At 63.9% G+C, this 19,827-nt stretch carries 15 protein-coding genes and 1 pseudogene; 8 read left to right on the top strand and 8 right to left on the bottom strand.

Annotated features, from left to right (window positions below; all coding sequences use genetic code 11):
- The first annotated feature begins 1 nt into the window (after nt 1).
- The 3 genes and pseudogenes from G1E_RS03220 to pcaC all read left to right on the top strand — a co-directional run.
- The gene (locus G1E_RS03220) at nt 2–1,354 is read left to right on the top strand and encodes a 3-carboxy-cis,cis-muconate cycloisomerase (RefSeq protein WP_047149622.1); all 1,353 of its coding nucleotides are present in this window, start codon (nt 2–4) and stop codon (nt 1,352–1,354) included.
- 11 nt (nt 1,355–1,365) lie between these two features.
- Nucleotides 1,366–2,157, top strand: coding sequence for a 3-oxoadipate enol-lactonase (pcaD, locus tag G1E_RS03215; protein WP_009685618.1), 792 nt, complete (start codon nt 1,366–1,368; stop codon nt 2,155–2,157).
- A gap of 10 nt (nt 2,158–2,167) precedes the next feature.
- Nucleotides 2,168–2,554, top strand: a pseudogene (pcaC, locus tag G1E_RS27225) (4-carboxymuconolactone decarboxylase); the annotation flags it as partial.
- 186 nt (nt 2,555–2,740) lie between these two features.
- On the opposite strand, the gene G1E_RS03205 reads toward pcaC, so the two are convergent.
- The 5 genes from G1E_RS03205 to ttgA all read right to left on the bottom strand — a co-directional run bounded on the left by G1E_RS03205 (nt 2,741) and on the right by ttgA (nt 10,669).
- Entirely contained in the window at nt 2,741–3,253 is a 513-nt protein-coding gene (locus tag G1E_RS03205; protein ID WP_047149620.1) for a DUF962 domain-containing protein, read from the bottom strand.
- A gap of 199 nt (nt 3,254–3,452) precedes the next feature.
- Nucleotides 3,453–4,709: an OprD family porin gene (locus G1E_RS03200; protein WP_009685614.1), complete on the bottom strand. Its 1,257-nt coding sequence runs from the start codon at nt 4,707–4,709 to the stop codon at nt 3,453–3,455.
- Between the two features lie 198 nt (nt 4,710–4,907).
- Entirely contained in the window at nt 4,908–6,362 is a 1,455-nt protein-coding gene (locus G1E_RS03195) for an AdeC/AdeK/OprM family multidrug efflux complex outer membrane factor (protein WP_047149619.1), read from the bottom strand.
- A complete protein-coding gene (ttgB, locus tag G1E_RS03190; RefSeq protein WP_009685611.1) occupies nt 6,359–9,511 on the bottom strand; it encodes a multidrug efflux RND transporter permease subunit TtgB in 3,153 nt (1,050 codons plus the stop codon). Before ttgB ends, G1E_RS03195 begins: the two co-directional genes overlap by 4 nt.
- Nucleotides 9,512–9,514: 3 nt before the next feature.
- Nucleotides 9,515–10,669: a toluene efflux RND transporter periplasmic adaptor subunit TtgA gene (gene ttgA / locus G1E_RS03185; protein ID WP_009685610.1), complete on the bottom strand. Its 1,155-nt coding sequence runs from the start codon at nt 10,667–10,669 to the stop codon at nt 9,515–9,517.
- A 259-nt stretch (nt 10,670–10,928) separates the two neighbouring features.
- Between ttgA and ttgR the strand changes: the two genes are divergently transcribed.
- Entirely contained in the window at nt 10,929–11,561 is a 633-nt protein-coding gene (gene ttgR, locus G1E_RS03180) for an efflux transport transcriptional regulator TtgR (RefSeq protein ID WP_009685609.1), read from the top strand.
- Nucleotides 11,562–11,666: 105 nt separating this feature from the next.
- Here ttgR and G1E_RS03175 read toward each other — a convergent pair whose 3' ends face one another.
- Complete coding sequence (locus G1E_RS03175) at nt 11,667–13,118, bottom strand: MDR family MFS transporter (RefSeq protein WP_009685608.1); 1,452 nt, start codon at nt 13,116–13,118, stop codon at nt 11,667–11,669.
- A 438-nt stretch (nt 13,119–13,556) separates the two neighbouring features.
- Here G1E_RS03175 and G1E_RS03170 point away from each other — a divergent pair, with 438 nt between their 5' ends.
- Nucleotides 13,557–14,426, top strand: a complete 870-nt coding sequence (locus tag G1E_RS03170; RefSeq protein WP_009685607.1) for an oxaloacetate decarboxylase — start codon at nt 13,557–13,559, stop codon at nt 14,424–14,426.
- A gap of 97 nt (nt 14,427–14,523) precedes the next feature.
- On the opposite strand, the gene G1E_RS03165 is transcribed toward G1E_RS03170, so the two are convergent.
- On the bottom strand, nt 14,524–15,438 hold the full coding sequence (locus G1E_RS03165; RefSeq protein WP_009685606.1) for a LysR family transcriptional regulator: 915 nt from the start codon (nt 15,436–15,438) through the stop codon (nt 14,524–14,526).
- A gap of 103 nt (nt 15,439–15,541) precedes the next feature.
- Between G1E_RS03165 and G1E_RS03160 the strand changes: the two genes are divergently transcribed.
- Nucleotides 15,542–16,417, top strand: a complete 876-nt coding sequence (locus G1E_RS03160; RefSeq protein ID WP_009685605.1) for an MBL fold metallo-hydrolase — start codon at nt 15,542–15,544, stop codon at nt 16,415–16,417.
- A gap of 27 nt (nt 16,418–16,444) precedes the next feature.
- Complete coding sequence (locus G1E_RS03155) at nt 16,445–17,059, top strand: NAD(P)-dependent oxidoreductase (RefSeq protein WP_009685604.1); 615 nt, start codon at nt 16,445–16,447, stop codon at nt 17,057–17,059.
- Between the two features lie 98 nt (nt 17,060–17,157).
- Here G1E_RS03155 and G1E_RS03150 read toward each other — a convergent pair whose 3' ends face one another.
- Nucleotides 17,158–18,033 (bottom strand): LysR substrate-binding domain-containing protein, encoded by an 876-nt coding sequence (locus G1E_RS03150; protein ID WP_047149618.1) that lies wholly within the window; start codon nt 18,031–18,033, stop codon nt 17,158–17,160.
- 113 nt (nt 18,034–18,146) lie between these two features.
- On the opposite strand from G1E_RS03150, the gene G1E_RS03145 reads away from it, so the two are divergent.
- Nucleotides 18,147–19,784, top strand: a complete 1,638-nt coding sequence (locus tag G1E_RS03145) for a 5-guanidino-2-oxopentanoate decarboxylase (RefSeq protein ID WP_009685602.1) — start codon at nt 18,147–18,149, stop codon at nt 19,782–19,784.
- Nucleotides 19,785–19,827: the final 43 nt, after the last annotated feature.

Raw genomic sequence — 19,827 nt, 5'->3', positions numbered from 1 at the left:
CATGAGCAACCAACTGTTCGACGCCTACTTCACCGCGCCGGCCATGCGCGAGGTGTTTTCCGACCGTGGCCGCCTGCAGGGCATGCTGGATTTCGAGGCCGCGCTCGCCCGCGCCGAGGCTTCGGTCGGCTTGGTTCCGCACAGCGCCGTGGCCGCCATCGAGGCGGCCTGCCAGGCCGAGCGCTATGACGTAGGCGCCCTGGCCAATGCCATCGCCAGCGCTGGCAACTCGGCAATCCCGCTGGTGAAGGCGTTGGGCAAGGTGATCGCCACCGGCGTGCCCGAAGCCGAGCGTTATGTGCACCTGGGCGCTACCAGCCAGGATGCGATGGACACCGGCTTGGTATTGCAGTTGCGCGCTGCCCTCGACTTGCTGGAAAGCGACCTTGGCCAGCTTGCCGAAACCTTGGCGCAGCAGGCCTTGAAGCACGCCGACACCCCCATGGTGGGGCGCACGTGGCTGCAACATGCCACGCCGGTGACCTTGGGCATGAAGCTGGCCGGGGTGCTTGGCGCCGTGACCCGCCATCGCCAGCGCTTGCAGGCGTTGCGCCCGCGCTTGCTGGTGCTGCAGTTCGGCGGCGCCTCGGGCAGCCTGGCGGCCTTGGGCAGTAAGGCGCTGCCGGTGGCCGAGGCGCTGGCCGAGCAACTGCGGCTGGCCCTGCCGGAACAGCCTTGGCACACCCAGCGCGACCGCTTGGTGGAGTTTGCCTCGGTGCTGGGCATGATCGCCGGCAGCCTGGGCAAGTTCGGCCGCGATGTCAGCTTGCTGATGCAAACCGAGGCTGGCGAGGTGTTCGAGCCTTCCGCGCCGGGCAAGGGCGGCTCTTCGACCATGCCCCATAAGCGTAACCCGGTGGGGGCCGCCGTTCTGATCGGGGCCGCCACCCGGGTGCCGGGGCTGGTTTCGACGATGTTCAGCGCCTTGCCCCAGGAACACGAGCGCAGCCTGGGGTTGTGGCATGCCGAATGGGAAACCCTGCCAGAAATCTGCTGCCTGGTCTCCGGTGCGCTGCGCCAGGCCCAGGTGATTGCCGAGGGGATGGAGGTGGATGCCGAGCGCATGCGCCGCAACCTCGACCTGACCCAGGGCCTGGTGCTGGCCGAGGCGGTGAGCATTGTGCTGGCACAGCGCCTGGGCCGCGACCGCGCCCACCACCTGCTGGAGCAATGCTGCCAGCGCGCCGTGGCCGAGCAGCGTCACCTGCGTGCCGTGCTGGGTGACGAGCCGCAGGTCAGCGCCGAACTGTCCGCCGAGGAACTCGATCGCTTGCTCGACCCTGCCCATTACCTGGGCCAGGCCCGCGTCTGGGTGGCGCGCGCCGTGTCCGAACATCAACGTTTCACTGCCTGAAGGAGACCGCTGTGGCGCATTTGCAACTGGCCGATGGCGTTTTGAATTACCAACTCGATGGCCCGGCAGACGCCCCGGTGCTGGTCCTGTCCAACTCGCTGGGTACCGACCTGGGCATGTGGGACGCCCAGATGCCGCTGTGGGCCGAGCAATTCCGGGTGCTGCGCTACGACACCCGTGGCCACGGTGCATCGCTGGTCACCGAAGGCCCTTATTCCATCGAGCAACTGGGCCGCGATGTGCTGGCGCTGCTCGATGGCCTGGACATTGCCAAGGCGCACTTTGTCGGCTTGTCGATGGGTGGCCTGATTGGCCAGTGGCTGGGCATCAATGCCGGTGAGCGCTTGCGTAGCCTGACCTTGTGCAACACTGCCGCCAAAATCGCCAATGACGAGGTGTGGAACACCCGTATCGACACCGTGCTCAAGGGCGGCCAGCAGGCCATGGTCGACCTGCGCGATGCGTCCATTGCCCGCTGGTTCACCCCAGGCTTTGCCCAGGCACAAGCCGCAGAGGCCCAGCGTATCTGCCAGATGCTGGCGCAGACCAGCCCCCAGGGGTATGCCGGCAACTGCGCGGCGGTGCGCGATGCCGACTTCCGTGAGCAACTCGGTCGCATCCAGGTGCCGACGTTGATCGTGGCAGGGACAGAAGATGTGGTAACCACCCCGGCGCACGGCCAGTTCATGCAAACCGGTATTGCCGGTGCCGAATACGTCGAGTTCCCGGCAGCGCACCTGTCCAACGTCGAGATTGGCGAGGCGTTCAGCCGCCGCGTGCTTGCTTTCCTGTTGGCTCACTGAGGACCCTGCCATGGACGAGAAACAACGCTACGACGCCGGCATGCAAGTACGCCGCGCGGTACTGGGCGATGCCCATGTGGACCGCAGCCTGGAAAAGCTCAACGACTTCAATGGCGAGTTCCAGGAAATGATTACCCGCCATGCGTGGGGTGACATCTGGCCCCGCCCCGGCCTGCCACGTCACACCCGCAGCCTGATCACCATTGCCATGCTGATCGGCATGAACCGTAACGACGAACTGAAGCTGCACCTGCGCGCGGCGGCCAACAACGGCGTGACCCGCGACGAGATCAAGGAAGTGCTGATGCAGAGCGCGATCTACTGCGGCATTCCAGCGGCCAACGCCACCTTCCACCTGGCGGAGTCGGTGTGGGACGAGCTAGGGGTAGAGTCGCGTAGCTGCCCCTCACGCGGCCCCGCCTGTAGGAGCGGCCTTGTGTCGCGATGGGCTGCGCAGCAGCCCCGGAATATCAGCTTCGCAGCTACGATTGCCGGGGCCGCTGCGCAGCCCATCGCGACACAAGGCCGCTCCTACACAGGTGCCGGGGTTACAGCGCGACACAAGGCCGCTCAGGTGCCACGGTTACATCGAGCGTATGGCCACCGGGCCTGCATTGCTTTCCACAGCCTGCTTCAGGGCCGGGCACAAGCCCAACATGAAGGCCGCTTCTGCCACCACGAACAAAGGCCCGATGATCAGGCCACTGATGTCGTCCACAAACGCTGGTTTTCGGCCTTCGTAATAGTGGCCGGCGAACTGGATGATCCAGCCCAGCACGAACGCGCCCACCCCGGCACCGAGCCAAAGCCCGGTAGGCTGCACCGCCAGCACCTGGCCAACCCACAGGCACAAGCCCAGCAACGCCCCCATCACCAGCCCGAAGCGCAGGTCCAGGCGCAAGTAGAACCAGACCGAAGCCGCTGCCGCCAGCAGGGCAGGGGACAGCCATATGCCAGCAACCTCCCACCCGGGGCGGGACAGCAGGATGGTGACTGCCAGCACGATCATGGGGATGCCGATGAAGTGGGTGACGATGTTGCGCGGGTCGCGGTGGTAACTGGCGTACTGGCTCAGGTGGTCGACGAGCGTTTTCATTGTTGTGCCTCCCTGGTTTGCTTGGGCTGGTCAAGCTGCCTGTCAGGGCCCTGCGCGGCGGTTACACGCCGCGACAGGCCCGGTACAGGCAATGGGTATAGCTCAGGATAGCCCGCAGCCACCACTATCATCAGCGGGGCGAATGGCAGGGGCGCCCCGCGGGCTTATCCTGCGGGGCCATGGCGCACATTGGCAGGGCTTACAGCAGGTTCAGCGGGTAGCTCACGATCAGGCGGTTCTCGTCGAAGGCGTTGGTGCTGAAGTCACGGCGCATGGTGGAGTTGCGCCATTTCACCGACAGGTCCTTGAAACTGCCCGATTGGATCACGTACGCCAATTCGGTTTCCCGGGCCCATTCCTTGCCATCATCAACGTTGCCGACGGTCACGTTCTCACCCTTGATATAGCGGTTCATCAGCGTCAGGCCGGGAACGCCAACGGTGGCGAAGTTGAAGTCATGGCGCACCTGCCAGGAGCGTTCCTTGGCGTTGTCGAAGCTGGAGTTGTAGCTGTCGTTGGCCAGGGTCCCGCCGCTGGTGCCATTGACCCGCATCCAGGCGTTGTCGCCGCTGACCTTTTGCAGGCCCACGTAGAACGTATGGCCCTGGTAGCGCGCCGAAAGCAGCGCCGAGGCGGTACGGTTGTCCAGCTTGCCGGCACGCTCGGCGCCGTCTTCCTTGCCGATGAAGTAGCCCAGGTTGGCGCCCAGGGTCCAGTCGCCCAGCGGCTGGCTGTGGGTCAGGTTCAGGTACTGTTGGTGGTAGATGTCCTTGAGCTGGGCATCCCACAGGCCAATCATGGTGCGTTTGTCGTTGAAGGTGTATTCGCCGCCACCGAAGTTGAACCGGTCGGAGGTGAACGCGCCTTTGCCGTTCATCGACATGTCTTCCATGCTGGCGTCGTTGCGCGGGCTGTTGCCGCGGAACTGGCCGGCGTACAGGGTCAGGCCGGCGATTTCCCTGGAGGTCAGCTGGCCGCCGCGGAAGGTTTGCGGCAGCGAACGGCCGTCGTCCGAACGCAGGATCGGCAGCACCGGCATCCATTCCCCGACCTTCAGTTCGGTTTCGGAAAGCTTGGCCTTCAACGCCACACCCAGGCGGCCAAAATCATCGGCTGGGCGGCCGTCGTCGTGCACGGGTAGCAGGTGGGTGTTGGTGGTGCCTTTGCCACCGTCGAGCTTGACCGAATACAAGCCCAGCACGTCCACGCCGAAACCGATGGTGCCTTGGGTGAAGCCGGAACGGGCATCCAGAATGAAGCTCTGCGTCCATTCTTCGGCCTTGCCCTGTGGGTTGGCCGGGTCAACGAAGTTACGGTTGATGTAGAAGTTGCGCAGGTTGAGGGTGGCCTTGGCGTCTTCCAGGAAACCGCCTTGGTCGGCAGCGAAGACGGGGAGGGCGCAGGACATGGCCAACAGGCCGGGCAGCAGCTGGCGTGCGGTTTGCGAAGTGCTCATCTGTCGTGGATCTCTTGTTTTTATGGGGCGTTGCGTGGGGGGATGGTGCTGCGTGAGGCGGGGGTGAGGCAATTCGTCGCAAACGGAAGGGGGCGATAATCGAACGGAATGTTCCAGTTGGTTAATTGCTGACACATTTTGCAGCAGCCATGAAAAAGGCCCACCGCCAGGGTGGGCCTTGTGCTGTACCGAGCCAGGTCAGCCTTTGGGCGTATCCACCGCGGCTTGCTGGTTGGCTTGGCCAGTGCGCTCGTACCAGCCGCCACCAAGCGCCTTGTACAGGTTGACCTCGCTGGTCAGCTGCGACAGGCGATCGCCGATCAGCGCCTGCTGGGCACTGAACAGGTTGCGCTGGGCGTCGAGGAAGGTCAGGTTGCTGTCGATACCGATACGGTAGCGGCGCTCGGCCAGGCGATAGTAGTCCTGGTTGGCTTGCACCAGGTCGCGTTGCGCCTGCAATTGCTCTTCGAAGGTCTTGCGCGCTGCCAGGCCATCGGAGACTTCCTGGAAGGCCGTCTGGATGGTCTTTTCGTACTTGGCGACGTTGATGTCCTTCTGGATTTTCGAGTAGTCCAGGCTGGCCTTCAGGCTGCCGGCGTTGAAGATCGGCAGGTTGATCTGCGGCTGGAACAGCCAGGTGCCCTGGCCGCCCGAGAACAGGTGGCCCATGTCGGGGCTCAGGCTGCCGGCGTTGGCCGTCAGGCTGATGCTTGGGAAGAACGCTGCGCGGGCGGCGCCGATATTGGCATTGGCGGCCTTGAGCAGGTGTTCGGCTTCCTGGATGTCCGGGCGGCGCTGGAGGATGTCGGACGGCAAGCCGGCCGGTACTTCCGCCAGTTGATCGGCGTCGAGCTCCAGCGGCTTGGGCAGGTTGGCAGGAATGCCGGTGCCCAGCAGCACGGTCAGGCTGTTGACGTCCTGGGCGACCAGGCGCTGGTACTGCGAATACTTGACCCGGGCCCCTTCCACGGCGGTGCGCGCCTGGCTCAAGTCCAGTGCCGAGGCCACGCCCACTTCATTGCTGCGGCGGGTGAGGTTGTAGCTTTCCTCGTAGGTCTTCAGCGTTTCTTCGGTCAGCTTGAACAGCGCCTGGTCGGCCTGCCAGGTGTAGTAGGCGTTGGCCACGCTGGCCACCAGGGCAATTTGCGTGGACCGCCGTGCCTGTTCGCTGGACAGGTAGGTTTCCAGGGCTTGCTCGGTCAGGCTGCGTACCCGGCCGAACAGGTCCAGTTCATAGGCGCTGACACCCAGCGTGGCCGAGTATTGGCTGGTGATGCTGGACTTACCGGTTTGCGACATGTTCGCCGGTACCCGCTGGCGGCTACCGCTGGCGTTGGCGGAAACCGCCGGGAACAGGTCGGCCCGCTGAATGCGATACTGCGCGCGGTACGCGTCGAGGTTCAGTGCGGCAACACGCAGGTCGCGGTTGTTGACCAGCGAAGTCTGGATCAGCTGCTGCAGTGCCGGGTCACGGAAGAACTGGCGCCAGCCCTGTTCGGCAGCGGCGACGTCTGCCGACTGCGTGGGGGAATATGCAGGGCCTTGCGGCCACTGCGCAGCCACCGGCGATTCCGGGGTCTGGTAGTCAGGGATCAGCGAGCAGCCGCCCAGAATGAAAGCGGTTACCGCCAGGGACAACAAAGACTTGGTCATTGCCCAGCCTCATAACGTGGAGTTTCAGGGGTGGCGTCTTTTTCCGGCTTTTTGCTGCCGAACAGCGACGACACTGCGACGAAGAATAGCGGTACCCAGAAGATTGCCAGCACGGTCGCGCTGATCATGCCGCCGATCACGCCGGTGCCGATGGCGTGCTGGCTGCCGGCGCCCGCGCCGCTGGCGATGGTCAACGGTACCACGCCAAGGATGAATGCCAGCGAGGTCATGATGATCGGGCGCAGACGCATGCGGCAGGCTTCGATCGCGGCGTCGTACAGGCTGCGACCTTCCTCGTGCAGTTCCTTGGCGAACTCGACGATCAGAATGGCGTTTTTCGCCGCCAGGCCGATGGTCGTCAACAGGCCGACCAGGAAGTACACGTCGTTGGACAGGCCGCGCAGGCTGGTGGCGATCAGTGCACCGATGATACCCAGCGGTACCACCAGCACCACGGCGATCGGAATCGACCAGCTTTCATACAGCGCTGCCAGGCACAGGAACACGAACAGTACCGAGAGGGCGAACAGTGCCGGCATCTGCGAGCCGGAGAGTTTTTCCTCGTAGGACATGCCGGTCCAGGAGAAGCCCACACCGCTAGGCAGTTCGCCGGCAATGCGCTCGACCTCGGCCATGGCTTCACCGGTGCTGTAGCCAGGCGCCGGGGCACCGAGAATCTCCATGGCCTCCACACCGTTGTAACGCGACAGCTTGGGCGAACCGTAGCTCCACTCACCCTTGGCGAAGGAGGAGAACGGCACCATCTCGCCAGCGCCATTGCGCACGTACCACTTCTGCAGGTCTTCAGGGCTCATCCGCGCGTTGGCTTCGCCCTGGATGTACACCTTCTTGACCCGGCCACGGTCGATGAAGTCGTTGACGTAGCTGGCACCCAAGGCGATGGACAGGGTGTTGTTGATGTCGGCAATGGTCACGCCCAGGGCGCTGGCACGCTCGTCATCGATGGTCAGCTGGTACTGCGGCTCGTCGTTCAGGCCGTTCGGGCGTACGCCACTGAGCACTTTGCTCTGCGACGCCTTGGCCAGGAACTCGTTGCGCGCTTCCATCAGTTTGGCATGGCCGACACCACCGCGGTCCTGCAGGAACACGTCGAAACCGGTGGCGTTACCCAGTTCCAGCACCGCCGGTGGGGCAAACGCGAACACCATGGCATCGCGGAAGGTGAAGAAGTGCTGCTGGGCGCGTTGCGCCAAGGCGAACACGCTGTTTTCCTGGGACCGTTCACCCCATGGCTTGAGCATGATGAATGCCATGCCCGAGCTTTGGCCACGGCCGGCGAAGTTGAAGCCGTTGACGGTGAATACCGACGACACGGTGTCGGCTTCATCCTTGAGCAGGTATTCGCGCATCTGGTCGACCACCACCTGGGTGCGCTCGGCACTGGAGCCGGCCGGGGTCTGCACCTGGGCGAACAGCACGCCCTGGTCTTCCTCGGGCAAGAACGCGGTAGGGATGCGGGCGAACAGCCAGATCATGCCAACCACGATCAGTGCATAGGCCAGCAGGAACGGCACCTTGTTGCGCAGGATGGCACCCACGCTGCGCTCGTAGCCGTTGACGCTGCGGTCGAAGTTGCGGTTGAACCAGCCGAAGAAGCCACCTTTGGCGGTGTGGTGCTCGCCCTTTTTCAGCGGCTTGAGCATGGTCGCGCACAGGGCAGGGGTGAAGATCAGCGCCACCAGCACCGACAGCCCCATGGCCGAAACGATGGTGATGGAGAACTGCCGGTAGATTACGCCGGTGGAGCCACTGAAGAACGCCATGGGCAGCAGAACCGCCGACAGCACCAGGGCGATACCCACCAGGGCGCCCTGGATCTGCTCCATGGAGCGCTTGGTCGCCTCCTTGGGCGGCAGGCCTTCTTCGGACATGACCCGCTCGACGTTCTCCACCACGACGATGGCGTCGTCCACCAGCAAACCGATGGCCAGCACCATGGCGAACATGGTCAGGGTGTTGATGCTGAAACCTGCAGCGGCAAGGATGCCGAAGGTACCCAGCAACACCACCGGCACCGTCATGGTGGTGATGATGGTGGCGCGGAAGTTCTGCAGGAACAGGTACATCACCAGGAACACCAGCACCACCGCTTCGATCAGCGTATGGATTACGCCACTGATCGACTCGGTGACCACCGGCGTGGTGTCATACGGGAATACCGCTTTCACCCCAGGTGGGAAGAAGGGTTCCAGGTCGCTGATGGTCTGGCGCAGCGCCTTGGCCGTGTCCAGGGCGTTGGCCCCGGTGGCCAGCTTCACGGCCAGACCGGAGGCCGGCTTGCCGTTGAACTGGGCGCTGATGGCATAGTTTTCACCGCCCAGGCCAACCTCGGCGACATCCCCCAGGCGCACCTGGGAACCGTCGTTGTTGACCTTGAGCAGGATCTTCTCGAACTGCTCGGCGGTCTGCAGGCGGGTCTTGCCGATGATGGTCGCGTTCAGCTGGGTACCCGGCATGGCCGGCAGGCCGCCAAGCTGGCCGGAGGACACCTGCACGTTCTGCGCAGCCACGGCGTTCTTGACGTCGACCGGGGTCAGCTGAAACTTGTTCAGCTTGGCCGGGTCGAGCCAGATGCGCATGGCGTACTGTGCACCGAACACCTGGAAGTCGCCCACACCGGCAGTACGCGAGATCGGGTCCTGCATGTTGGAGACGATGTAGTTGGCCAGGTCGTCCTTGGTCATGCTGCCGTCTTCGGACACCAGGCCGATCACCATCAGGAAGTTCTTCACTGCCTTGGTAACACGGATACCTTGCTGCTGCACTTCCTGCGGCAGCAGCGGGGTGGCCAGGTTGAGCTTGTTCTGCACCTGCACCTGCGCGGTGTCGGGGTTGGTGCCTTGCTCGAAGGTGGCGGTAATGGTCATGCTGCCGTCGGAGTTGCTTTCCGACGACACATAACGCAGGTTGTCGATACCGTTGAGCTGCTGCTCGATCACCTGGACCACGGTGTCTTGCACGGTCTGCGCCGAAGCGCCCGGGTAGGTCACGGCGATGGCGATGGCCGGCGGCGCGATGCTGGGGTACTGGTTGATCGGCAGCTTCAGGATCGACAAGGCCCCGACCAGCATGATCACCAAGGCGATCACCCAGGCGAAGATCGGGCGATCGATAAAGAACTTCGACATGGTTTACTCCGCTTTGGCGTCTGCTTTCGCCGCGTTGGCCTGATCAGGGCTGCCCGGCTTCTTGACGTTGGTGGCTTCGCTGACCTTGACCTCGACGCCAGGGCGCACGTACTGCAGGCCTTCGGTGATCAGGCGGTCACCCGGGTTGAGGCCTTCTTCGATCAGCCAGTCGCTGCCCAGGGTTCGGTTGGCCTTGAGCTGACGCAGTTCGACCTTGTTGTCCTTGTTCACCACCAGCGCGGTTGGCGCACCTTTCAGGTCGCGGGTAACGCCCTGTTGCGGGGCCAGAATGGCGTTGGCGTTGACCCCGGCCTTCAACCGCGCATGCACGAACATACCGGGCAGCAGGGTGTGGTCAGGGTTGGGGAACAGCGCACGCAGGGTCACCGAACCGGTGGTCTCGTCGACTGCGACTTCCGAGAACTCCAGGCGGCCTTCCTGCTTGAACAGGCTGCCGTCTTCGAGCACCAGCTGTACCGAGGCGGCGTTGTCGCCAGCCTTCTGCAACTGGCCGCTTTCCAGGTCGCGGCGCAGCTTGAGCAGCTCGGCAGTGGACTGGGTAACGTCGACGTAGATCGGGTCGAGTTGCTGGATGGTGGCCATGGCGTTGGTCTGGCCGTTGTTCACCAGCGCACCTTCAGTGACCGCTGAGCGGCCGATACGCCCGCTGATAGGGGCCAGCACCTTGGTGTAGCGCAGGTCGATCTGTGCGCTTTTCAGCGATGCTTCTGCTTGCAACCGTTTGGCATTGGCGTCGTCGTATTCCTGCTTCGACACGGCCTGCTCGTCGATCAGTTGCTTGTAACGCTCGGCCAGCGAGCGGGTAGCTTGCAGGTTGGCCTGGGCGTTACCCAGCGCTGCCTCGTACACGGCAGGGTCGATCTGGTAGAGCTGCTGGCCTTCCTTGACGTCGCTGCCTTCCTTGAACAGGCGCTTGAGAATGATGCCATTGACCTGCGGGCGCACTTCGGCAATGCGGTAGGCACTGGTGCGCCCCGGCAATTCCGAGGTCAGGGTGAAAGGTTGTGGCTGGATGGTTACGACGCCGACCTGAGGAGCCTGCGCCGCTGGCGCTGCTTCTTCTTTCTTACAGCCACTGAGCAGTGTTGCCAGGGCGACGGCGGAAACCAGAGCGGTAACGGCTGGCTTGAATTGCATGAGGATCCTCGGGTCGCAGGAGCAGGTAGACGCTCAAGAATAATGGAAGAGTCGAGATCTGGAGTAATTTGCTATCCGGTAGATAAATAGCTTGCTAAGGAATATACTTACATTCATGGTTGTTTGTAAATACCGCTTGGTTGTACCCAGGTACCGCCACAGCCCGTGATTAGCCCCGCCGCGAGGCGCCCTGCAGAGGTGCCCGCGAAATGTTCCCCCGTGCGCAGCGCGCGTTCGGGCCCGATGAGGTTGTACTGCCATGGTCCGTCGAACCAAAGAGGAAGCCCAGGAAACCCGCGCCCAGATCATCGAGGCAGCGGAGAAGGCCTTCTACAAGCGCGGGGTTGCGCGAACCACGCTGGCCGATATTGCCGAGTTGGCGGGGGTGACCCGCGGGGCGATCTACTGGCACTTCAACAACAAGGCCGAACTGGTGCAGGCGTTGCTCGACAGCCTGCATGAAACCCATGACCATTTGGCGCGCGCGAGCGAAAGCGAGGACGAGGTCGACCCGCTGGGCTGCATGCGCAAGCTGCTGTTGCAGGTGTTCAACGAGCTGGTGCTCGATGCCCGAACCCGGCGTATCAATGAGATCCTGCATCACAAGTGCGAGTTCACCGATGACATGTGTGAGATTCGCCAGCAGCGCCAGGCCGCAGTGCTGGATTGCCACAGGGGCATTACCCTGGCCCTGGCCAATGCCGTGCGCCGGGGCCAGTTGCCGGGCGAGCTGGATGTCGAGCGCGCGGCGGTGGCCCTGTTTGCCTATGTCGATGGCCTGATCGGGCGCTGGCTGTTGTTGCCGGACAGCATTGACCTGTTGGCGGATGTCGACAAATGGGTCGACACCGGGCTGGATATGCTGCGCTTGAGCCCGGCGCTGTGCAAATGACTCTTTGTTAAGGATTGTGAGGGAGTGTTTCCGCTTTGTGTTAAGGGACGATTAATGCGTTGCGTTCCCTCAGCCAGGCACCGTGCCTGCACCATGGCCAGGTGCTCAACGGCCGCGCAGTTGCCGGTCCGGTAACGCCACCGCCGCGATCAGCCCTAGCACCGCGAGCACCGCGCTGCCCAGCAACAGCTGGCGGAATGTCTGCAGCAACCGCCCTTGGGTGGCCACGTCCACCTCGCCTGCCTTCAAGCTCCCCAGCAACGGGTTACCGAGCAATTCGAAACCGCCCTGGTGCAGCAGTGCCAGCAACAGGCTGGACATGCATGCCACGCCCATGGCCCCGCCCAGCGAGCGGAACAGGTTGGTGGTGCTGGTGGCGACGCCGATGTCCTGGCTGGCCACCGCGCTTTGCGTGGCTACCAGCGAGGTCGGGAACTGCAGGCCACAGGCTATCCCGGTCAACAGCATGAACAGTGCGCTGGGCAACGCCGACTGCGGCGAGGTGAAGGCCATGCCGACGATGGCCAGCGGCATCAATATTGCGCCGGCAAGGATCTGCGGTTTGTAGCGCCCGGTGAGGCTGGTCATGCGCCCACCGGTGAACGCCCCCATGGGCAGCCCCATCACCAGCGGGAGTAGATGCAGGGCGGCGCTGTCGGCCCCTGCACCGGTGATGCCTTGGTAGCGCAAGGGCATGAGCATGGTCAGGGAAATGGACTGGAAGCTGGCGAAGAAGATCACCCCCCAACACAGCACGGCTACCCGATTGCCGAACAGACCAAGTGGCAGCAACGGTTCCGCGCAGCGGCTTTCGTGGGCAATGAACAAGCCCAGGCCAAGCACGGCGCAGGCGAACAATGCCAGCACGGCCGGGTCGCCCCAGCCATGGCCCTGGCCGACCAGGGTAATGCCCAGCAGCAGGCTGCCCAGGCCGAGAATCAACAGTACAGCGCCAAGGTAGTCGACCTGCGCCTGGCGGCGTTGTACCGGCATGCCCGCCAAGGCTCGCTGAATCGACCACAAGGCCAGCAGCCCCAGCGGCAGGTTGATCCAGAACACGCCGCGCCATGACAGGTATTCGGTCAACCAACCGCCCAGCACGGGCCCGGCGACACTGGCCACGGCATACATGCTGCTGAAGTAGCCCTGATAACGGCCACGCTCGCGGGGCGGCACGAAGTCACCGATGATCGCCTGGCTGACCGAAACCATGCCACCTGCGCCGATACCTTGCAGTACCCGGGCCAGCACCAGTTGCTGCATGTCCTGGGCCAGCGCGCAGGCGATCGAGGCCAGGGTGAACAGGCTGATGCCGGTCAGGATCATGCGCCGTCGGCCATACAGGTCGCCCAGTTTGCCGTAGATGGGCACGGCGATGGTCATGGCGACCATGTAGCCGGAAATGACCCAGGCCAGCAGGCCGACGTCGTTGAACTGGGCCGAGATGGCTGGCAGCGAGACGGCGACAATGGTCTGGTCCAGGGCGCCGAGAAAGATCGCCAGCATCAGGGCGGTGAGCACGTTGCGCAGGGTGGTGGGGGGCAGGGCGGCGGTCACGGGGGTACCTTGGTTATCGGTTTTGGCATCTTCGCGGGCATGCCGGCTCCCACCGGTAAAGCTCAGGCTCGAGCATGAGCCGTATCTGTGGGAGCGGGCGTGCCCGCGAACAGGCCCTCGAATTGTAACCCGAGTTAGGTAGCTTCCTATGTACTAACTGCATCCCCTATGCCGAATCGGCATTGGCGTATTCATCCAGTGCAGCATGGCCGCGTGATATCGTTGGTATGCCACAGGGGCCGAATGCCGCGGGTTGCACCAGCTTGGTGCAACATTATGCCGCAGGTTTCACGGGCCTCTGTCTCCCACACCTTTTATTCCTCTGCCTGCATGCCGAGCATGACCGCCCACATGGCGACGGTTGGAACAGGTCAGGTAGACCCGATTGCAGGGGTCGGTAGTTACCGTTCAAAATTTGCACATAATTGCGGAGTGATCATGCCCAAGGCTTCCCATCAAGATCTGCGTTTTGCCTTCCGCGAGCTGCTCGCTTCAGGTTCCTGTTACCACACCGCCTCGGTGTTCGATCCGATGTCGGCACGCATTGCGGCTGACCTGGGGTTCGAGGTCGGTATCCTCGGCGGCTCGGTCGCCTCGTTGCAGGTGCTGGCTGCGCCGGACTTTGCGCTGATCACCCTCAGTGAGTTCGTCGAGCAGGCCACCCGGATTGGCCGCGTGGCGCAGTTGCCGGTGCTGGCCGACGCCGACCATGGCTATGGCAACGCACTGAACGTGATGCGCACGGTGATCGAGCTGGAGCGCGCCGGCGTGGCTGCCCTGACCATCGAGGACACCCTGCTGCCAGCCCAGTTCGGGCGCAAGTCCACCGACCTGATCCCGGTTGATGAGGGCGTTGGCAAGATCCGGGCGGCATTGGAGGCCCGGGTCGATTCGTCGTTGTCGATCATCGCCCGTACCAATGCTGGCGTGCTCACCACCGAAGAAATCATCGTGCGTACCCAGAGCTACCAGAAGGCCGGTGCCGATGGCATCTGCATGGTGGGCGTAAAGGACTTCGAGCAGCTCGAAAAGATCGCCGAGCACCTGACCGTGCCGCTGATGCTGGTCACCTATGGCAACCCGAACCTGCATGACGACGAGCGCCTGGCACGCCTGGGCGTGCGCATAGCCGTCGATGGCCACGCGGCGTACTTTGCTGCAATCAAAGCCACCTACGACTGCTTGCGGCTGCAGCGCGGCAAGCAGAACAAGTCGGACAACCTCAGCGCCACCGAACTCTCGCACACCTACACCCAGCCCGAGGACTACATCCGCTGGGCCAAGGAGTACATGAGCGTCGAGGAGTGACCGGCAGGGCGCCGTCAACTCAACGGACGGCGCTCAAGGTACAGCGACAGGTGGGACCAAGGCGCATAGCCATGCCGGCTGGCCGGCGATGAGGCCATCATGCCCATGACAGATCGCGGTCCCACTCTGGGTCGTCCTTGAACCGCTCCACCAGAAAATCCAGCATGCTGCGCAAGGTGGCCGGCATGTGCTTGCGCGAGGTGTACACCGCATTCAGGTTCAGCTCGCGCGGCCTGGCGTGTGCCAGCAGCCGCACCAGTTCACCTTTGCGCAGGGCGTCGGCGGCCTGGTAGGTCGGCAACATGGCGATGCCGGCCCCAGCCAGTGCCGCCTTCTGCAAGGTCATTGCCTCATTGGCGCTGATGTTGCCGGCCACCGGCACGCTCACCTGCTGGCCGGCCACGTCGAAGTGCCACAGGCTATGGCCGAAGTAGGCATGGGTCAGGCAGTTGTGCCGGCTCAGTTCCTCGACCTGTTGCGGGGTGCCATGCTCGTGCAGATAGGCGGGTGCCGCACAGACCACCGACCGGCACACGCTCAGCCGCCTGGCAATCAGGTTGGGGTCCAGGTCGTTGCTGGTGCGGATGGCCAGGTCGATGCGCTCGTCCACCAGGTTGACGGTGCGGTCGAGCATCTGCAGTTCAACCTTCACACCGGGGTAACGCTGCACATAAGCCGCGATGGCATCCACCAGTTGGGCCTGGCCGAACGAGGTGCTGACGCTGATACGCAATGCCCCCTTGGGGGCATCGTCCGGTTGTTGTACTGCGGCCTGCAGTTCACCTGCCAGGTCCAGCAAGTGCCGGCAACGGGGCAGGGTTTCCTGGCCAGCGGCCGTCAGGCTGAGCTTGCGTGTGGTGCGTTGCATCAGGCGTGCACCCACCCAGTCTTCCAGCTCGGCCAGGTAACGCGATACGACCGGACGCGACAGTTGCAGGTGATCCGCCGCCGCTGACTGGCTGCCCAGGTCGACAACGGTGACAAAGACGCGCATGGCGTTCAGACGGTCCATGACTTGCTCGCTTTCAGAAACAAACTATGTCCAAGCATCGCATTTTTTGTTACGGATCGGGCAACTAAGCTGTGGGTCATCGATCTAGCGGAAGGCTTACCCAATGTCCCTGTTCACCCCTCTGCGTGGCCTGCTGCTGGCCTGCGTCACCCTCGCCGGGCCGGCCATGGCCGCAGAGCCTTTGCACCTGGAAGTCTACAACCCCGGCCACGACGCTATTTTCCCGGTGAGTTCGGTAATCGTCAGTGGCGAGCACGATGCGGTGCTGGTCGATGCCCAGTTCGGCAAGGCCCAGGCCGAGCAACTGGTGCAACGCCTGCGGGCGGGTGGCAAGCACCTGACCAGCATCTACATCAGCCACGGTGACCCGGATTACTACTTTGGCCTGGATACCGTGACCCAGGCGTTCCCCGACGCCAAGGTGCTGGCTTCGGCTGCCACCGTTGCGCACATCCGCCAGACCATGGAGGCCAAGCTGGCCTACTGGGGGCCGCAGATGGGGGCCGACAAACCGGCGCGGCTGGTGCTGCCTCAGGTGCTCGAAGGCGACCGCCTGACCCTGGAGGGGCAAGCCCTGGAAGTGGTCGGCCTGGACGGCCCTCAGCCTGACCGCAGTTTCGTCTGGATCCCTTCGATCAAGGCCGTGGTCGGCGGTGTCGTGGTAGCCGAGCACATTCATGTGTGGATGGCGGATACGCAAACGCCCAAGTCCCATGCCGACTGGCTGAGCACCCTGGCGCGCATCGAAGCGCTGGCGCCGCGCACGGTCGTCCCGGGCCACTACCTGGGCGATAGCAGCCGTTCGTTGGAGGCCGTGCGTTTCACGGCCAACTACATTCGCGATTTCGACAGCGAGGCCGCCAAGGCGAAAGATGCCGGCGCGCTGATCAAGGCGATGAAGCAGCGTTACCCGGGCCTGGCCGATGAAAGCTCGCTGGAGCTGGGGGCCAAGGTCGCCAAGGGCGAAATGAAGTGGTAATTCCGTTCAATTGAGGGAGCGTATGACATGAGCAAGATTGCAATCATCGGCGCCACCGGTCGTGCTGGCAGCCAGTTGCTGGAAGAGGCCCTGCGCCGTGGCCATAACGTGGTCGCGATTGCCCGCGACCCGTCGCAGCTGCAGGGGCGTGACGGGGTGACTATCAAGGCGCTGGATGCCAAGGACGGCACAGCCCTGGAGGCCGCAGTGACAGGTGTGGACGCAGTACTGAGTGCAGCGCACTTCTCCACCATCGAGCCGCAGGCGATCATCGAGCCGGTCAAGCGTGCCGGGGTCAAACGCCTGCTGGTGGTTGGCGGTGCCGCCAGCCTGTTGCTGCCGTCGGGGCAGCGGGTGATCGACAGCCCTGATTTCCCGGAGGCCTACAAGGCCGAGGCCACGGGCGGTGTGCGGTTTCTGGAGGCGTTGCAGGGCGAGCAGGACCTGGATTGGACCTTCCTCTCACCCTCGGCGGAGTTTGTTGAAGGCGAGCGCAGCGGGCACTACACGCTGGGCAAGGACCATCTGCTGATCGCTGCGGATGGCAAGAGCTGGATCACCTTTGCCGACTATGCGATTGCCATGCTGGATGAGCTGGAGAAACCGCAGCATTCGCGGCAGCGGTTCACGGTCGGGTATTGAGTCGCCTGCTTCGCGGGCTCGCCCGCTCCCACAGGTATTGCACAGGTTTCAAATCCTGTGCGTCACCTGTGGGAGCGGGCGAGCCCGCGAACAGGCCTTCACAGGCTGGCCTGGCCCTCCAGCCAGTCCAGCAACTCCAGCAACCCCGCCGGCAGGTTCCTGGCCTGGCTAACCAGGTAGTAGCCCTTACCGGTCCGCACCTTCAGCGCAAACGGCATGCAAAGCCGCCCGCCGCGCAAGTCATCGCCAATCAGCGACCAATCACCGATAGCCACGCCTGTCCCCTGCGACGCCATGGCCATGGCCATGTCCAGCGTTTCGAAGTGCTGCTTCGGCCCCTGCGCAGCCAGCGTTACCCCAGCCGCCTGCAGCCATAACCGCCAATCATGCTCATCCCGCGAGGGGTGCAGCAACATGTGCCGCGCGAGGTCTTCAACCTGCTGCAAGGGCAGCGGCCCCTCACGCAAAGACGGTGCGCACACCGGCGTCAGTTGCTCATCGAACAGCTTGCGCACCTGCAGCCCGTGGTTCGGTGCCTCGCCATAGACCACCGCTGCATCAAAGCCCTCGCGGCGCAAATCCACGCCATGCTGAACGGTCGTGGTCAGTTCCACCGGTACATCCGGGCGCAGTGCCTGCCACTCCATCAGGCGCGGCAGCAGCCAGCGCATCACGCACGTGGGGGCCTTCAACTGCAGGGTCGTGCTGTGCTCTCCCACCTCACGCACCCCTTGTTCGATCAGCGCAAACACCTGTTGCACCCGTGGCAGCCAGTCCTGGCCTTCATGGGTCAGGCTCAAACCGCGGGCCTGGCGCTGGAACAGGGCATAACCCAAGTGCTGCTCCAGGGCGGCGATCTGCCGGCTGACGGCGCCCTGGGTGATGTGCAACTGCTGCCCGGCGCGGGTGAAATTGCAGCACTGGGCAGTGATCAGGAAGGTATGCAAGGCGGGTAGGGGCGGGAGGCGTTTCATCGCAATAAGCCATGACTTCAGGACATGGCTAGTATGTGTTTTTTTGCATTGTGGCGATAGCCGTGGCTTGGGTCCAATAAGCGCATAACCCAACAAGATTGATGGTGAACCCCATGGCAACCTGCGGCGAAGTGCTGGTCAAACTCCTTGAAGGCTATGGCGTGGACCATGTCTTCGGCATCCCCGGCGTGCATACGGTGGAGCTGTACCGAGGCCTGGCGGGCTCGTCCATTCGCCATATCACCCCGCGCCACGAGCAGGGCGCCGGGTTCATGGCTGACGGCTATGCGCGCACCCGTGGCAAACCCGGGGTGTGCTTCATCATTACCGGCCCGGGCATGACCAACATCGCCACCGCCATGGGCCAGGCCTATGCCGATTCGATTCCGATGCTGGTGATCTCCAGCGTGCAGTCGCGTGACCAGTTGGGCGGTGGCCGTGGCAAGCTGCACGAGTTGCCTGATCAGGCGGCGCTGGTGGCGGGTGTCGCGGCGTTTTCGCACACCCTGATGAATGCAGCCGATCTGCCTCAGGTATTGGCGCGGGCCTTCGCGGTATTCGACAGCGCCCGGCCGCGCCCAGTGCATATCGAAATACCGCTGGATGTGCTGGTTCAGCCCGCCGACCAACTGTTGCCGGGCCGCCCGGTACGGGGTAACCGTGCAGGGGCTGCACCGCTGGCCGTGGCGCAGATGGCTGAACGCCTGGCCAGCGCGCGGCGGCCATTGATCCTGGCCGGTGGGGGTGCCTTGGCAGCAGGTGCTGCGCTGGCCCGCCTGGCCGAGCACCTGCAGGCACCGGTAGCCCTGACCATCAATGCCAAGGGCTTGCTGCCATCCAGCCACCCGCTGCAGATTGGCTCGACCCAGTCGCTACCGGCTACGCGGGCGCTGGTGGCCGAGGCCGACGTGGTGCTGGCGATCGGTACCGAACTGGCCGAAACCGATTATGACGTGACCTTCAAAGGCGGTTTCGACATCCCGGGGAGCCTGCTGCGCATCGACATCGACCCGGACCAGACCGTGCGCAACTACCTGCCGGAACTGGCACTGGTGGCCGACGCCGAACTGGCTGCCGAAGCGCTGCTGGCGGCCTTGCAGGCGCAGCCGCAGGGGGTACACGACCGCAACTGGGGGCGGGCTCGCGTGACCAGGCTGCGGGAAGCCTTGGCAACCGGCTGGGACCAGCCGACCCTGAGCCAGACACGCTTGTTGACGGCCATCGTGCAGCGCCTGCCCGGTGTGGTGCTGGTGGGCGATTCTACCCAGCCGGTCTACACCGGTAACCTGACCTTGGACATGGACCAGCCGCGCCGCTGGTTCAACGCCTCGACGGGGTACGGCACCCTGGGCTATGCCTTGCCGGCGGCCATGGGTGCCTGGTTGGGCAGTGCCGAGCACGCTGCTGAGCGGGCGCCAGTGGTGTGCCTGATTGGCGATGGCGGCCTGCAATTCACGCTGCCGGAGTTGGCCAGTGCCGTGGAGGCGCAGGTGCCGTTGATCGTGCTGCTGTGGAATAACCAGGGCTACGAAGAGATCAAGAAGTACATGCTCAACCGGGCGATCGAGCCGGTCGGGGTGGATATCCATACCCCAGACTTCATCGGCGTGGCGCGGGCGTTGGGGGCCGCAGCGCAGAGCGTGGCGGATGTGGCGCAATTGCAGGCGGCGCTGGGGCAGGCGGTGGAGCGCAAGGGGCCGACATTGATCCAGGTAGACCAGCACCAGTGGCAGGGCACGGTTGTCGGTTGAACCTTGAGTCTTGGGTTGCTGGTGCCGGCCCTATCGCTGGCAA

It is taken from the genome of Pseudomonas sp. TJI-51, from assembly GCF_000190455.2.
GTDB lineage: Bacteria > Pseudomonadota > Gammaproteobacteria > Pseudomonadales > Pseudomonadaceae > Aquipseudomonas > Aquipseudomonas juntendi.
This window is presented reverse-complemented; position numbering and strand designations above follow the sequence as displayed.

What these genes read in the sequence shown, in the direction of transcription:
- G1E_RS03160 (WP_009685605.1), top strand. Translation starts at nt 15,542, where the DNA reads ATGTCCCTGTTCACCCCTCTGCGTGGCCTGCTGCTGGCCTGCGTCACC.
- G1E_RS03155 (WP_009685604.1), top strand. Translation starts at nt 16,445, where the DNA reads ATGAGCAAGATTGCAATCATCGGCGCCACCGGTCGTGCTGGCAGCCAG.
- G1E_RS03205 (WP_047149620.1), bottom strand. Translation starts at nt 3,253, where the DNA reads ATGAAAACGCTCGTCGACCACCTGAGCCAGTACGCCAGTTACCACCGC.
- G1E_RS03145 (WP_009685602.1), top strand. Translation starts at nt 18,147, where the DNA reads ATGGCAACCTGCGGCGAAGTGCTGGTCAAACTCCTTGAAGGCTATGGC.
- G1E_RS03170 (WP_009685607.1), top strand. Translation starts at nt 13,557, where the DNA reads ATGCCCAAGGCTTCCCATCAAGATCTGCGTTTTGCCTTCCGCGAGCTG.
- ttgA (WP_009685610.1), bottom strand. Translation starts at nt 10,669, where the DNA reads ATGCAATTCAAGCCAGCCGTTACCGCTCTGGTTTCCGCCGTCGCCCTG.
- G1E_RS03220 (WP_047149622.1), top strand. Translation starts at nt 2, where the DNA reads ATGAGCAACCAACTGTTCGACGCCTACTTCACCGCGCCGGCCATGCGC.
- G1E_RS03165 (WP_009685606.1), bottom strand. Translation starts at nt 15,438, where the DNA reads ATGGACCGTCTGAACGCCATGCGCGTCTTTGTCACCGTTGTCGACCTG.
- ttgR (WP_009685609.1), top strand. Translation starts at nt 10,929, where the DNA reads ATGGTCCGTCGAACCAAAGAGGAAGCCCAGGAAACCCGCGCCCAGATC.
- ttgB (WP_009685611.1), bottom strand. Translation starts at nt 9,511, where the DNA reads ATGTCGAAGTTCTTTATCGATCGCCCGATCTTCGCCTGGGTGATCGCC.
- G1E_RS03195 (WP_047149619.1), bottom strand. Translation starts at nt 6,362, where the DNA reads ATGACCAAGTCTTTGTTGTCCCTGGCGGTAACCGCTTTCATTCTGGGC.
- G1E_RS03150 (WP_047149618.1), bottom strand. Translation starts at nt 18,033, where the DNA reads ATGAAACGCCTCCCGCCCCTACCCGCCTTGCATACCTTCCTGATCACT.
- G1E_RS03200 (WP_009685614.1), bottom strand. Translation starts at nt 4,709, where the DNA reads ATGAGCACTTCGCAAACCGCACGCCAGCTGCTGCCCGGCCTGTTGGCC.